Annotated in this window: 13 protein-coding genes; 7 read left to right on the forward strand and 6 right to left on the reverse strand. The window is 73.0% G+C overall.

The window, feature by feature from the left end; all coding sequences use genetic code 11:
* Positions 1 to 4: 4 nt before the first annotated feature.
* The 6 genes from ACYVPE_RS12325 to ACYVPE_RS12350 form a co-directional block, all read right to left on the reverse strand.
* Positions 5 to 1,138, reverse strand: coding sequence for a M20 family metallopeptidase (locus ACYVPE_RS12325; RefSeq protein ID WP_461033551.1), 1,134 nt, complete (start codon positions 1,136 to 1,138; stop codon positions 5 to 7).
* Positions 1,138 to 1,812: a DUF1028 domain-containing protein gene (locus ACYVPE_RS12330; RefSeq protein ID WP_461033552.1), complete on the reverse strand. Its 675-nt coding sequence runs from the start codon at positions 1,810 to 1,812 to the stop codon at positions 1,138 to 1,140. Before ACYVPE_RS12330 ends, ACYVPE_RS12325 begins: the two co-directional genes overlap by 1 nt.
* A complete protein-coding gene (locus ACYVPE_RS12335; RefSeq protein ID WP_461033553.1) occupies positions 1,809 to 2,279 on the reverse strand; it encodes a RidA family protein in 471 nt (156 codons plus the stop codon). Before ACYVPE_RS12335 ends, ACYVPE_RS12330 begins: the two co-directional genes overlap by 4 nt.
* Before the next feature lie 10 nt (positions 2,280 to 2,289).
* A complete protein-coding gene (locus tag ACYVPE_RS12340) occupies positions 2,290 to 3,573 on the reverse strand; it encodes a flavin-containing monooxygenase (RefSeq protein ID WP_461033554.1) in 1,284 nt (427 codons plus the stop codon).
* A gap of 133 nt (positions 3,574 to 3,706) precedes the next feature.
* Positions 3,707 to 5,803 (reverse strand): heavy metal translocating P-type ATPase, encoded by a 2,097-nt coding sequence (locus tag ACYVPE_RS12345; RefSeq protein ID WP_461033555.1) that lies wholly within the window; start codon positions 5,801 to 5,803, stop codon positions 3,707 to 3,709.
* A complete protein-coding gene (locus tag ACYVPE_RS12350; RefSeq protein WP_461033556.1) occupies positions 5,803 to 6,138 on the reverse strand; it encodes an ArsR/SmtB family transcription factor in 336 nt (111 codons plus the stop codon). Before ACYVPE_RS12350 ends, ACYVPE_RS12345 begins: the two co-directional genes overlap by 1 nt.
* A 126-nt stretch (positions 6,139 to 6,264) precedes the next feature.
* Between ACYVPE_RS12350 and ACYVPE_RS12355 the strand changes: the two genes are divergently transcribed.
* The 7 genes from ACYVPE_RS12355 to ACYVPE_RS12385 form a co-directional block, all read left to right on the forward strand.
* Complete coding sequence (locus ACYVPE_RS12355) at positions 6,265 to 6,702, forward strand: hypothetical protein (RefSeq protein ID WP_461033557.1); 438 nt, start codon at positions 6,265 to 6,267, stop codon at positions 6,700 to 6,702.
* Between the two features lie 199 nt (positions 6,703 to 6,901).
* A complete protein-coding gene (locus ACYVPE_RS12360) occupies positions 6,902 to 7,285 on the forward strand; it encodes an ArsR/SmtB family transcription factor (protein WP_461033558.1) in 384 nt (127 codons plus the stop codon).
* Between the two features lie 122 nt (positions 7,286 to 7,407).
* Positions 7,408 to 7,848, forward strand: a complete 441-nt coding sequence (locus ACYVPE_RS12365; protein ID WP_461033559.1) for an ArsR/SmtB family transcription factor — start codon at positions 7,408 to 7,410, stop codon at positions 7,846 to 7,848.
* 469 nt (positions 7,849 to 8,317) lie between these two features.
* Positions 8,318 to 9,457, forward strand: a complete 1,140-nt coding sequence (locus ACYVPE_RS12370; RefSeq protein ID WP_461033560.1) for an acyl-CoA dehydrogenase family protein — start codon at positions 8,318 to 8,320, stop codon at positions 9,455 to 9,457.
* On the forward strand, positions 9,454 to 10,599 hold the full coding sequence (locus ACYVPE_RS12375; protein WP_461033561.1) for an AMP-binding protein: 1,146 nt from the start codon (positions 9,454 to 9,456) through the stop codon (positions 10,597 to 10,599). The genes ACYVPE_RS12370 and ACYVPE_RS12375 overlap by 4 nt, the downstream gene beginning before the upstream one ends.
* A gap of 158 nt (positions 10,600 to 10,757) precedes the next feature.
* Positions 10,758 to 14,357 carry a carboxypeptidase regulatory-like domain-containing protein gene (locus ACYVPE_RS12380; protein ID WP_461033562.1) on the forward strand — a complete coding sequence of 1,200 codons (3,600 nt, stop codon included), beginning with the start codon at positions 10,758 to 10,760 and terminating at the stop codon, positions 14,355 to 14,357.
* A gap of 54 nt (positions 14,358 to 14,411) precedes the next feature.
* Positions 14,412 to 14,600, forward strand: a 189-nt coding sequence (locus tag ACYVPE_RS12385; RefSeq protein ID WP_461033563.1) for a hypothetical protein, incomplete at its 3' end; no start/stop codon positions are given.

Raw genomic sequence — 14,600 nt, forward strand, 5'->3', positions numbered from 1 at the left:
CGGCTCACCCGGCCCGTGTGCTCCGGTCCACCCCGGTCCAGGCCAGTGCGACCGCTCCGTCGAGGAGGGCACGCTCGGCCGTGCCGCCCACGCAGTACGCGGCGAACTCGTGCTGGTGGTTGGTGGCCGGCAGGGAGCCGATGCCGATGTAGGGGTGGATGGCGGGTACCACCTGCGAGACGTTGCCCATGTCGGTGGAGGCGCGATTCATCCGGGCGGCCTGACCCGGTGGCGCGAACTCCCGGCCCAGGGCCCGGGCGTTGGAGCGGTAGTGGCCGAGGGCGGTCTCGTCCGCGCGGAACTCCGCGTACGGCTGGCTCTCCGGTTCGATCAGCAGCTCGCAGCCGGTCGCGAGGGCGCCCGCTTCGAAGGCCCGCATGACGCGGGGCTCGAGGTCGGCCAGTTCGGCCAGGGTCTCGGCCCTGACGTACCAGCGTCCGGTCGACCGTTCAGGGATGGCGTTCGGGGCGGCCCCGGCGTGGGTCACCACGCCGTGCACGCGCGCCGAGGACGGCAGCTGCTGGCGCAGCAGGCCGATGGCGACCTGAGCCACCGTGAAGGCGTCGGCCGCGTTGATGCCCGACTCGGGGTAGGCGGCGGCGTGCGCGGACTTCCCGGTGTAGGAGATCCTGGAGTGGCTGACCGCGAACGGCTGGGCTTCTGCGACGTCGACCGGCGCGGGATGCACCATCATCGCGAGGTCCACACCGGCGAAGGCTCCCCGGTCGAGCAGCTCGATCTTGCCGCCGCCGCCCTCTTCCGCCGGCGTGCCGTAGACCTCGACGGTGAGGCCGGCATCGTCGGCGACGGCTGCCAGGCCGAGCGCCGCGCCGACCGAGCTCGCGGCGATGAGGTTGTGCCCGCAGGCGTGGCCCAGGCCGGGCAGCGCGTCGTACTCGGCGCACAGCGCGATCCGGACGGGCCCGCTGCCGAACCGCGCGAGGAAGGCGGTCTCCAGGCCCAGGTAGGACGAGGTGACATCGAATCCGGCGCCGTCCAGCAGCTCGGGCACGGCGGCGGCGGCCCGGTGTTCCTCCCAGGCGGTCTCCGGGTCGGCGTGCAACCGCTGGGAGAGACCGATCAGCCGCGCGGCATGACGGTCGACCTCGCGCCTGGCCGCTTCCTTCAACGTGCCCATCACAGGTCGCCCGGCACGCCGTACGAGGGGGCGGCGGCGGGATCGAGTCCGCGGCGCACGTAGTCGTCGCGCTGCGGCAGCCAGACATCGAGCAGTTCGACCAGGCGGTCGACGGGGTCGTCGGCCCAGTCCACGCGCAGGTCGGTCACCCGCCAGTCCACGTCCGCGACGACCGCGAGGCCCGCGGAGCGCACCGGCCCCTCCTCCCCACCGGCCTCGATGGCGGCCTTCAGGGCGGCGAGCAACCGCTCCTCCAGCTCCCCCGCGGCGGCGGCGTACGCGTCGAGGAGAACGCCGGGGACGTGCTCGCCGCACAGCAGGTTGCCGGCCGCCACCATGCCGTCCGCCGTGGCGGCGGCGTGCCTGCCCAGCGTGTGCGGGCCGCTGTGGGCGAACCCGGGTCCTGAGCGGCCAAGGATGGTCAGCTGCCGGTAGTCGATCGTCTGCGCGTTCCGCGCCGCGCCGGTGACCTCGGCCAGGGCGCGCTCGGCGTCACCGTGTGCCGCCAGGCGTTCCAACAGACTCGTGCCGAGGGTGGGATCGGTGATGTTCTGCGAGGTCGCCGCACCGGTCCCGGGCCGCAGATGGGAGACGCGGGCGGCGACCGCGGGGCTCGACGAGCTGGTGACGATGCCGAACCGTTCGCCGTCACGCACCACGAGTGAGAACGTCATGCCTGTGCCACCTCGGGGATCACGGCGATCGCGTCGATCTCGCACAGCCACTCCGGGCGGGCCAGGGCGGAGACGACCAGGCCGGTGGAGATCGGGTGGACACCCCTGGTCCACCGGCCGACGGAGCGGTAGACCGCCTCGCGATAGCGCGGGTCGGTCAGGTAGATCGTCAGCTTCACCAGGTGATCCATCCGGCTGCCCGCCTCTTCGAGCAGCAGCTTGATGTTCGCCATGGCCCGGTCCGCCTGAGCCCCGGCGTCGCCGATTCCCACGGACTCGCTGGTGGCGAGGTCCTGGCCGATCTGGCCGCGGACGTAGACGGTGTTCCCGGCGACGACGGCCTGGCAGAGGTCGTTGTCGAGGCTCTGCTCGGGGTAGGTGTCGCGGGCGTTGAAGGGGCGGATCCGGGTGTGGCCGCCGGAGACGATCGGGGCCCTCACCTGGTGGTCCTCATGCGCGGAGGTCATGCCCTGCTCCTCAGTTCTTCCGGGTCGCCGGCTCGGTGTCGGGCCGGTGGGCGGTGCCGTAGGCGAGGTAGCCCCGCTGGGTCGCGATGTGGTCGGCGACGTGTCTGGCGTCGTGCCACACACCCCAGATGAAGCTGGATCCACGGCGCGACTGCCACGGCAGACCGAGGAAGTAGACGCCGGGTTCGACGGAGACTCCCCGTCGCTGGTCAGGCCGGCCGTTCTCGTCGAACGCGTCGACCCGGAGCCAGTCGTAGTCGGCGGCGAAGCCCGTCGCCCAGACGATCGAGGTGACACCTTCCCCGGTCAGGTCGAGTTCCTGACGAGGGCGGACCACACATTCCGGGTCCGGCCCCAGGACGTGCGCTTCCCGCTCCTCGGGAAGGTCGATCCCGTTGCGCTCGACGTACTCGTCGGCCGCCCGCAGCAGCTCGAGGTACCTGGCGTCGCCGAGGGCGATGTTCGCGGCCAGATCCGGGGCGAATCGCAGTACCCCGCCGTCGTACGACGTGGTCATCCCCACGAGCTCGATCCCGTCGGCGGCAAGGGCACGGAAGTCGACGGTGTGACCTCCGCGGGCGCCGCTGACCGCGATGGTGACATGCGCTGCCCCCTCCGGAGGCGTCTGTGCGTCCCAGCGCCCGAGCACCCCGAGCCACCAGCAGAAGTCCCGTCCGCGGTACTCGCGGGGAGGACGGTCGTGTGGGCCGACGGAGAGAAGGACCCGGCGTCCTGACCGGCGCAGCTCGTCGGCGATCTGCACCCCGGAGGAGCCGGCCCCGACCACGAGAACGGCGCCCCCGGGCAGTTGCCCCGGGTTGCGGTACTCGCTGGAGTGCGGTTGCACCGGTACGGCGCCGGCCGGCACGATCCGAGGGACCACGGGCCGCTGGAACGGTCCGGTCGCGGCCACGACGAAGCGCGCGTCGATGGAACCCTCCGTGGTCTCGACCCGGAATCCGGGCCTGCGGACGTTCCTGCGCACCGAGGTCACCTCGACGCCACACCGGACCGGGGCACCGATCCTCTCCACGTAAGCGACGAAGTAGTCCGCGATCTGCTCCTTCGAGGCGAAGGCGTCCGGGTCGACATCGGGGAACTCCATCCCTGGGAACCTGTCGTGCCACGCGGGGCCGTTCGCGACCAGGGAGTCCCAGCGTTCCGAACGCCATCGCTCGGCTATCCGGTGCCGTTCCAGGACGATGTGCGGTACGCCCTGGGCTCCCAGGTGCTCGCTCATCGCCACGCCGGCCTGACCCGCACCGACGATGACCACTTCGGTCTTCTCACTCAACGTTCAGCCTCCGCTCAGGCGGCAGCCCCTTCCCCTGTCACCGGTGTCGCGCGACGGTGCTACCGCAGGAGACATCCTTGAACGCGCACATAATTCTGTCCAACAGATGTTTCTGTTGCAGGCCATCTGAATTTCAGATGCCGGTCCCGGCACCGGACCTCGGCTCGGGGACGGCCGCGGCGGTCGAACATCCGGCACAGCAGCCCACCGCCGCGGCCCGCCCAGTGCCGGGGTCCGACTGTGCGGGGATGGCCGGCGCCGCCGGCGACGCCGGCGGCGGCGTGGGGCGGGCTGGCGAAGGGGCCGTCGGCCGGCCGGGGAGTGGGGCCGTGCGGGCGGCGCGGATGGCGTTGAGGATGACGAGGACCTCGGCGAGTTCGTGGACGAACACCACGGTGGCCAAGCTGAGGACGCCGAACGCGGCCAGTGGGATCAGCGTGGTGATGATGGCCAGGGACAGCGCGACGTTCTGCAGCATGACGCGACGAGCCCGGCGCGCGTGGCCGAGCAGGTGCGGGAGGTGCCGCAGGTCCTCGCCCATCAAGGCGACGTCGGCGGTCTCGATCGCGACGTCGGTGCCCATCGCGCCCATGGCGATGCCGACGTCGGCGGTGGCCAGCGCGGGGGCGTCGTTGATGCCGTCGCCGACCATGGCGACCCGTCCGCCCTCGGCGCGCAACCTGGCGATGTGCTCGGCCTTCTCCTCCGGGCGCAGGTCGGCGCGGATGTCGCCGATACCCGCGGTGGCGCCCAGGGCTGCGGCGGTTCGCCGGTTGTCGCCGGTGAGCATCACGGTGCGCACCCCGAAGCGGTCCAGCGCGGTGACGGTCTCCGCCGCCTCGGGACGCAGTTCGTCCCGGATGGCGACCGCCCCCAGCACGGCGCCGTCGCGTTCCAGCAGGACGACGGTGGCGCCCTCGGACTGGAGGCGGTCGACGTCGTCGCTCAGCGGTCCTGGCGCGACGAAGCCGGGCCTACCGAGACGGATGTGGTGTCCGTGCACCGTGCCGGTGAGTCCGTTGCCCGGCACCGCGGTGACGTCCGCCGCGTGCGGGAGATCGCCGTCGGTGGCGGCCAGGATCGCCGCGGCCAGCGGGTGTTCGCTTCGGGCCTCGAGCGCCGCGGCCAGCCGCAGCACGTCGGCGCCGGTGTCGGCGCCCGCCGTCACGGTGGCGACGACCTGCGGCGAGTTGCGGGTGAGGGTGCCGGTCTTGTCGAGGGCCACGGTCCTTATGGCGCCGAGTTGTTCGAGGGCGAGACCGCCCTTGATCAGGGCGCCGGCGCGGCTTCCGGCACCGACGGCGGCCACCACGGTGAGGGGGATGGCGATGGCCAGCGCGCACGGGGAGGCGGCGACCAGGACCACGAGCGCCCGCTCCAGCCACAGCAACGGGTCGCCGAACAGGGCGCCGAGGCCGGCGATGAGAGTGGCGAGCACGAGTATCCCCGGCACCAGCGGCCTGGCTATGCGGTCGGCGAGGCGCTGGCCGGCGCCCTTGCGTTCCTGGGCCTCCTCGACGATGTGCACGATGCGGGCCAGGGAGCTGGCGGACGCGGGAGCGGTGACCTCGACCTCGATCGCGCCACCGCCGTTGATCGCGCCGGCGTGCACGGCGTCGCCGGGGCCGGCCTCGACGGGCATGGACTCGCCGGTGATCGCGGAGTGGTCGAGGCTGGTGCGGCCGGTGCGGATCACGCCGTCGGTGACGGCCCGCTGGCCGGGGCGCAGCAACATCAGGTCGCCGGCCGCCAGTTCGCCGGGGGCGACGGTGAACTCGCGGCCGTCGCGGAGTACGGACGCGGTGTCGGGGACGAGCCCGAGCAGCGCGCGCAGGCCCCGGCGGGTGCGGGCTATCGCGTAGTGCTCCAGGCCCTCGGCTAGGGAGAACAGCACGCCGAGCATCGCGGCCTCGAAGACCTGGCCGAGCGCGACCGCGCCGATCGCGGCCAGCGTCATCAGAGTGCCGACGCCGATGTGCCGGTGCCGGATCAGGTTCCGCACCGCGCCCGGCACGAAGGTGGTGGCGCCGGCCACCGCCGCGGCCAACCCCAGGGCGGCTCCGGCGGATTCGGCGCCGGCCTGGCCGGCGCCCCAACCCGCTCCGAGCAGCAGCGCCGCGACGGCCGCCAGCCGCAGCTCACGCACCTCGTGCAGCCGCTGGCCGTGCTCCTCGGCCTCGGCGGCGGGCTCGACCGTGGCGCCCGCCGGGCCACAGCACTCGGCGCCCATCAGCAGCAGCCCTTCTCGGCCGTGTCCGGGCAGGTGCGGTCCGCCTCGACCGCGAGGACGGCGGTGCGCAGGTCGTCCAGCGCGTGCCCCAACCGGGCGTCGGCCAGCTCGTAGCGGACGCGACGACCGACCGGCACCGCGACGACGAGCCCGCAGTCCCGCAGGCAGGCCAGATGGTTGGAGAGCCGGGTACGGGAGATCCCGAGCGCGTCGGCCAGATCGGCGGGATGGGCCGGAGCCTCGCGCAGGGCGAGCAGCAGTTGGCAACGGATCGGGTCGGCGAGCGCACGGCCGAACCGGGTCAGCGCGTCGAGGTCGGTGGCGAGAGTCAGCACGACCATCACGGTACATGGATTCGTGAATCCACAACAGGCTGAACTTGGGGCCGCGTCCCTCTCGGCCGGCTGACCGGCGGCTCCGCGCTCTCCCGGGGTCGGCTTCCGGTGGCTACCATGCCTCCCATGCGTCGTGCCCTCGCCATGCGCGCCTGGCCAGCCGCCCTGCTGGCCGTCGTGGCGCTGTTGGCATGCGCTTATGCCAGCGAGACGGCGGGGCTGCTGCCACACCACGTCCCGGCGATGGCGTATTCGGCGTTCGACAGCGATCCGGTGGCGAGGCCGACCGACACCACCGCCGACGAACCGGCGAGCGGCCGCGAGGCGGTCGGCGACGGCGGCGGGAGCGAGGCCCGCGCCGCCGACCTGGACAGCTGCGCGGAGGGCTCCGGCCACTGCCTGGTCAGAGCCGCTCAGCCGAAGTCCTCGATCGCGGTCGACACGCCATCCGCCTCGGCCACGGCCCTCGTCCCCGCGCGCCCCGGCCCCGCGACACCGCCGACGGCCGCGCCACGCACGCCTCTCACTCCCGACCTCTGCCTGCTCTGCGTGAGCAGAACCTAGACCGAGGCCCCTTTCCTCAGCACCGGCCCGGCCCGCGGCGAGCTTCAGCTCGGCCGATCGGCGTGCCGGCACACGGACTTCGTCGCCGCTCGGTCCCGGCGGACCGATCCGCTCGCCCGGCCGTCTCGACGCCGCCTGTTTGCGCGCGGAACCGTTCACGCCTTTACATATCAGTAACTTAGGAGTTGTCATCACCTATATGGCGTTAAACGATACGGACTTCCACGCGGACGACCCCGACGGCAGGTCCCTGGCTCCGGCGGTGGCCCTGTTCCGCTCGCTGGGAGACACGACCCGACTGGCGATCCTCAAGCGCCTGTCCCACGGCGAGGCGCGGGTGACCGAGCTCGTCGCGGTGCTGGGCCTGGCCCAGTCCACGATCTCCTCACACCTGTCGTGCCTGCGTGACTGCGGGCTCGTGGACTCCCGCTCCGAGGGCCGCTCGTCGTACTACCACCTGGCCAGGCCGGAGTTGATGGATCTGCTGACCAGCGCGGAGCAACTGCTGGTCACCACGGAGGAGATCGCGGCCTCCTGCCCCAACTACGGCATCGCCGCCATGTCGGAGGAGGGCGCGCCGTGAGGGGCGGGCACGGACCCGACACCGACGCGCCACACACCAACGGGCGATCGCCACCGCGGCGATGAGATCGGCGCCACAGGGCATCCGTTCCGACTGAGCATGGATGTCGCTATCATTGTTCTATGCCGATAATGAGTGGCGCCGCACCCGGGTTCCGGGAGGAGCTCGCGCCCGCGGTGGCGTTGTTTCGTGGCCTGTCCGACCCGACCCGCCTGGTGATCCTGCAGCGGCTGGCGGTCGGAGAGGCCAGGGTCGTGGACCTTACCGTGGCGTTGAACATGGCACAGTCCTCCGTCTCGGCGCACCTGGCCTGCCTGCGTGACTGCGGCCTGGTGACGGCGCGTCCTGAGGGGCGGCAGATGTTCTACTCGCTCACCCGCCCCGAACTGCTGGATGTGCTCGCGTCCGCGGAGACCCTGCTCGAGGCCACCGACAACGCGGTGGCGCTGTGCCCGAACTACGGCGCCGCGGCCCCGAACGGCCAGAAGCCGGCGGAGGGTGGTCGACGGAGGCGGGTCTCGGCTCGCGACCGGACACCGGCCCAGGACGACCGACAGGCCTGACCACGGCGGCCGAGTCGACCCCGGCACGCCCGAGCGCCCACCCCCGGCGCCGTTGCCGGTGCCTCGCCGCCCCGGATGATCGCCCCCGAACCGCGCCGCCGTCCACCGGCGGCGCGGTTCGGGGTTTCTTGCCGTGTTGCGACGGCAACGACTCTCCCGCCTCTCCATCCCGCGCCGACAGACTCCCACGCGCCCGCCCGGACGCGGGCGGCCTAAATTGGCCGATGACAGCAGAGATCAGCGGTGACATCGTCGAATCCGGATGAGACCAACCGGTGCCGACGGTGCCATTCGGCGAGTGATGAGCCCACTCGTCGAGGACCAAGTCAACGCCGTTCTACGGGGGATGCCGACATCCAACGCCGAGTACGGTCCTGGGCTGGTTTCGACCTGCCCGGAATGCGGGTCATCCGTCGGCCAGCCTGGTGCTCTGGCCGTGTGGCAGGCATTCCGCAATCAAGGGGGAATTGTGGACTTCGACTTTACCGCCGACCAACGGCGACGGTATGACGAGATCCTGTCCGCCACCCGTGACCAACTGAGTGACGCGCCCTCCGAATCGAACGGGCACCTCACGCGCCAGCAGTGGAAAATCGCCGCGTCACTCGGCCTGACCAGCCTGTGTCTGCCGCCGGAGCAGGGCGGTGGCGGGCTCGGCGCCCTGGACACCGCCTTGTCGCTGGAGGCTTTCGGGCGGGGCTGTCCCGACACCGGCCTGGTCTTCGCGGTCTGCGCTCATCTACTGGCCTGTGCGGTCCCCGTCAGGGACTTCGCGTCCACGGGGGTGCGCGAGGAGCTGATGTCCGGCATGGCCACCGGCGAGGTGATCGCCGCGAACGCCATGACCGAGGACGAGGCGGGCTCCGACGTGGGCCGGCTCGCCGTGACCGCCCGACGCGTGGCGGGCGGGCACGTCCTGGACGGCGAGAAGTCGTTCGCCAGCAACGCCCCGGCCGCCGACGTCATCGTCACCTACGCCGTCACCGACCCGAAGGCGGGCTTCCTCGGCGTGACCGGGTTCGCGGTCCCCCGCGACCTGCCGGGCGTGGCCGTCGGGGAGCCGATGGCGAAGATGGGCCTGAGCAGCTGCCCCGCGGCGCGGGTGAGCTTCCGGGACTGCCGCGTCCCGGCGGCGTACCGGCTCGGCGAGGAGGGCCAGGGTGGTGCCGTCTTCCAGCACTCGATGACCTGGGAACGCGCCTGCCTGCTCGCCAGCTACCTGGGCACGATGGAGCGGCAGCTCGCCACCTGCGTCGAGCACGCCCGTCGCCGCAGGCAGTTCGGGCGCCCCATCGGCGAGTTCCAGGCGATATCGCACCGCGTCGCGGCGATGAAGCAGCGTCTCGAGAGCGGCCGCCTACTCCTCTACCGCGGCTGCTGGCTGCTCGACCAGGGCCGCGACCACCTCGCCGCGATCTCCCTGGCGAAGCTGGCCGTGTCCGAGACGGCCGTCGCCAACAGCGTCGACGCCGTGCAGATCCACGGCGGCGCCGGATACCTCTCCGCGACCGGTGTCGAGCGGCAGCTGCGGGACGCCGTACCGACCACCGTCTTCTCCGGCACCAGCGAGATCCAGCGGGAGATCGTCGCCCGGGAGGTCGGGCTGTGACGCTGCACCGTTTCGTCATCGACGCCGCGGCGGCGGCTCCCGATCGGCCGGCGGTCGTCGGCCCCGCCGGATCGCTCACCTACCGGGCGCTGGACGACCGCGCCAACGCGCTGGCCGGCGGGTTACGCGCCCGGGGGGGCGGCAGGGGCGACCGGATCGTGCTGTGGGGAGACAAGTCCCCCGAGCTGGTGGCCGCGACGCAGGCCGTGCTGCGGCTGGGTGCCGCCTATGCTCCCGCCGACCGGAACGTCCCGGCACCGCGGGTGGCGGCCATGGTCCGCGACTGCGCGGCCCGCGCCGTCGTGACCGACGCCGCCGACGTCTCCGAGCTGTCCGACGAGCTGCCTGAGGACACCCATGTCCTCGACCTGGCCGCCGAGTTCGAACCCCCCTCGGCACCCGTCGACGAGGCCGTCGACGACGACACCCTGGCCTACGTTCTCTACACCTCGGGCTCGACCGGGAAGCCCAAGGGCGTCCGCGTCAGCCACGGCAACGCCACCGCCTTCGTCGACTGGGCGGTCGGCGAACTGCGGGCCACGCCCGCCGACCGGTTCGCCAATCACGCCCCGCTGACCTTCGACCTCTCCGTTCTCGACCTGTACGCCGCGTTCTCCAGCGGGCATCCCCCATGGAACGGCGTTGACTTGGTCGTCGAAGGGTGGGGCGATAGGTTGCCGCCCATGAAGCGCGCATGGGCCGTGCTACCGGTCGCACTGGTCGCACTCGTCGTGCTGGCCGGCTGCGGTGGCGCGGCGGACCGCGGTGAGGCGCCAGGCGACGGCGGGGGCAGCGGTGGGGACGGGGGCGGGGAACGTGACGGTGGTGGTGACGTGCTGGTGGTGCGGGTGACCGGTGGCATCGCGGGCGTGAACGACGTCGTCACGGTCGCGGCCGACGGCGCGGTCTCCGTGGAGCGGCGTTCGGGCGTCGAGGAACGGCGGCTCGGCGAGCCGGAGTTGGCGGAGCTGACCGCGCTGCTCCACGGCTCCGAGTTCGCCGCGCTGCCGTCACGCCTGGTCGGGGAGCCGGTGGCGGACGGCTTCCAATACGAGTTCGAGCAGGGCGGGCGTACCGTCACGGCCGACCAGGGGAGCCTGATGCCGCCGCTGGACGAGATCCTCACGCTACTCGACTTCTGACGCATGGTCTGTACATGCTCGTTCACCATGGCTACGCTCTCCCCCGCCTGATCACAGATGTGACCGGGCTTCACGCATATCTCCACACTCGCGCCGTCCCCGGCGGATTCACGTAGCAGGTCCACCGCACAGGTCCACTCGATCCCCGGGAGCGTCACGTGTTCCGGAAGTACGCCCTGCCCGCCTGCCTCCTGGCCGCCCTGCTCGCGCCGTCGCCCGCCGCCGAAGCACCCGTGCTCGCACCGGAGTTGCGGGCCGAGGTGGCGGCCGGCGAGGCCGTCGAGTTCACCGTGGCGCTCAACGAGACCGCCGATCTCTCCGCCCTCGACGCCCTCGACGACGCGGCCGACCACGCCGAGCGGGTCACCGCCGGCTACGCGGAGCTGCGGGAGGTCGCCGACCGCTCCCAGGCCGGGCTGCGGCGGCTGCTCGACGGTTCGGGCGCCGACTACACCAGCCACTGGCTGGTCAACTCCCTCACCGTCACCACCGACGACCCGACGCTGCTCGACGCGCTGGCCGACCGGCCCGAGGTGCGGGAGATCCGCGAGGTGCCGGCCGTCCGGCTGCCGGAGGCCGGCGCCCGGGCGGTCACGGCGGCGGACGACGAGGAGGCGGACTACGGCTGGAACATCCCGGCCACCCGCGCGCCCGAGGTGTGGTCCGGGTTCGGCACCCAGGGCGAGGGCGTGGTGATCGCCTCCATCGACTCCGGCGTGATGTTCGACCACCCGGCGCTCGTCGACAGCTACCGGGGCAACCTGGGCGGGGGGCTGTTCAGCCACGACCACAACTGGTTCGACCCGGCCCAGGTCTGCGGCACCCCGTCCCTGGCGCCCTGCGACAACCACGGGCACGGCACCCACACACTGGGCACCGCGGTCGGCGGGGCGACCGAGGCGTTCGGCCCGATCGGGATGGCGCCCGGCGCGACGTGGATCGCGGCCAAGGGCTGCGAGAACCGTTCCTGCACCTACGAGTCGCTGCTGCGCTCCGGCGAGTGGATCGTCGCCCCCACCGACCTCACCGGCGCCGATCCGCGCCCCGAGCTGGCCCCGCACATCGTGACCAACTCGTGGGGCTCGACGGCCGACGACCCGTTCTACGAGGAGATCGTGGACCGCTGGCGCGACCTGGGCATCTTCCCGGTGTTCGCGGCCGGCAACAACGGCCCCTCCTGCGACTCGCTGGCCTCCCCAGGCGACTATCCGACGACCTTCGGCGTCGCCGCGTACCAGCCGGACGGCGCCATCGCCCGCTTCTCCAGCCGGGGCACGGACGGCGGCACCGCGGGCCCCTCGCTCGCCGCGCCCGGGGTCACCATCGTCTCGGCCGACGGCCGCAGCCTGCCGGTCGAGCCCGGCTACGCGGTGATGAACGGCACCTCGATGGCCGCGCCCCACGTGGCGGGCGCGGTGGCGCTGCTGTGGTCCGCCTCGCCCGAGCTGTTCGGCCGCGACGCCGCCACCGCCGAGGCGCTGCGCGCCGGCGCGGCCCCCGGCGGCGACGGCGGCTGCGGCACCACGAGCCGCGGCGACGCCGCCTTCGGCGCCGGCCGGCTCGACGCCTACGCGGCGGTCGCGGCCGCGCCACGCGGCGACACCGGAACCCTGGTGATCACCACCACGACCACCGGCCACGCGCCGCTGCCCGGCGCCCGCGTCGACGTCACGGGCCCCGTCGCACGGCGCGTGGTGGCCACCGACCGGCAGGGCGCCACCCGGCTCACCCTGCCGGTGGGCGACTACCGGCTCTCCGCCACCGGGTTCGGCCACCGGACGGCGACCGGCGACGCCACCGTCACCGCGGGCGCCACCACCACCGTGACGCTGGCCCCGCCGCCACTGCCCACCACGGAGCTGCGCGGCACCCTGCTGGACAGCGCCGGCTTCCCGGCGCCCGGCAGCCTGGTCAGGCTCCAGAACACCCCGCTGCCCTCGGCCACCACCGACGCCCAGGGCCGCTTCACCATCCCCGGGGTGCCGACCGGGAGTTACCTGCTGACCACCACCGCCTGGGGCTGCGGCACCGCCACCCAGGCCGAGTTGACCATCCCGGCCGACGCCACGCCCACCGTGCGCATGCCCTACGCCTCCGACGCGTCGGGCCACGTCTGCCACGGCACCGCGCCGGCCCCGGTGTCGGCGACCACGGCCACCGGCATCACCGGCGACGACGCCTTCGGCACGGTGCGACTCCCCTTCGCCTTCCGGCACTACGGCGTCGACCACGACACCGCGTACGTCGGCACCAACGGCTTCCTGAGCTTCACCGCCGGCAGCGTGCTGCCCGTCAACTCCCGTATCCCGAGCGGCGGTCAGCCGAACGCGGCGGTGATGGCGTTCTGGGACGACCTGGTGGTGGACGCCCAGGCGGCCATCCGCACCGGGGTCAGCGGCACCGCGCCGCAGCGCAGGTTCGCCGTCGAGTGGTCGAACGTGCTGATCTACGGCACGAACGACCGGATCAGCTTCCAGGTGGTGCTGGGCGAGGCCGGCGGCCTGACCATCGAGTACCTGGCCGTCCCCGACACCCCGCGCGCCCGCGGCGACTCGGCGACCATCGGCATCGAGAGCGCCAACGGCGGCCGGGGCGTGCAGTTCTCCTACAACCGGCCGGTGTTGGCCGCCGGCACCGCCTTCCGCTACGAGATCCCAGGGCTTGTCGAGGGCACCGTCACCGACCGCGACTCGGGGGCGCCGATCGCCGACGCGCTGGTCACCGTGGTCCGCGACCTGGGCTCCGGCGCCACCGACCCCGAGCCGCTCACCACCCGCACCGACGCCCAGGGCCGCTACCGGCTCGGCGTCCCCTACGGCGACCTGACCGTCAGCGCCCGCACGACACGGCACGCGACGGTCAGCGCCGAGCACACCCTCACCCCCGAATCCCGGTACGTCACCCGGGACTTCACGCTGGAGGCCAACGAGATCCGCGGCACCGTCAGGGACGGCGCCGGCCAGCCGATCGGCGGCGCCCGCGTCACCCTCGACCCGGGCGGGGAGAGCACGGTCACCGACTCCTCGGGCGGCTACCGGCTCCCCGCGCTGCCCGGCGGCACCTACACCGTGACCGCCGCGGAGGCGCCCTGCCGGGAGACCGACGCCGAGACCGTGATGGTGCGCGGCAGCCACGTCGTGGACCTCGACCTGCCGGTCAAGCGCGACGGCTTCGGCCACGGCTGCGCCCGCGAGCGGGCCGCCGCCGTGGCCCCGGTCGAGGGGACGGCCCTCGACCTGACCGGCGACGACGAGGACGTGCGGGTGGAACTGCCGTTCCCCGTCCCGTTCTACGGCGAGACCTACACCCACGCCTGGATCGCCACCAACGGCTACCTCAGCTTCGTGGACTCCGGCTCCTACTGGTCCAACCGCGCGCTGCCCAGCCCGAGCCTGCCGGACGGCGCGCTCTTCCCCTTCTGGGACGACCTCTACGTCGACGGCGAGGCGTCGGTGGTCACCGCCGTCACCGGAACCGCGCCGCACCGGGTGTTCACCGTCGAGTGGCGGAACGTCACCGACTTCCTCGGGAACTTCCGGGCGACCTTCCAGGCGTCGATCGCCGAGAACGGCGAGGTGAGCTTCGCCTACCTGGACCTGACGAGCGAGGACGGGGACGAGGACGCGCTGGGCGGCGGGGCCAGCATCGGCATCGAGTCGCCCGACGGCACCGACGCCCTCCCGTACGCGTACGCCGAGCCCGTACTGGCCGAGGGGGACGTGATCACCTTCCCCTCCCCCAGTGATCGCCGGCGGTGATCACTACCGGTGATCGCCACCGGTGATCGTCCCCATCACCGAAGAGGAGAGACCGTGACGAGCACGGAGATCCCCCCGCCCCGCACCCCGGTCGGCCGGCCGAGATCCGGCCTGGCCGCCGCGGCGCGCGCCGTCAGCGCCTCGCTGCTGCCGCTCGCCCTGCTCTTCGCCGCCGCCTACGGCGCGCTGGCGCTCGCCGGCTCGGGCCGGCTCGGCGCCCGCGCCGAGGCGTTCACCGTGCTG

This window comes from Streptomyces mayteni, from assembly GCF_054783955.1.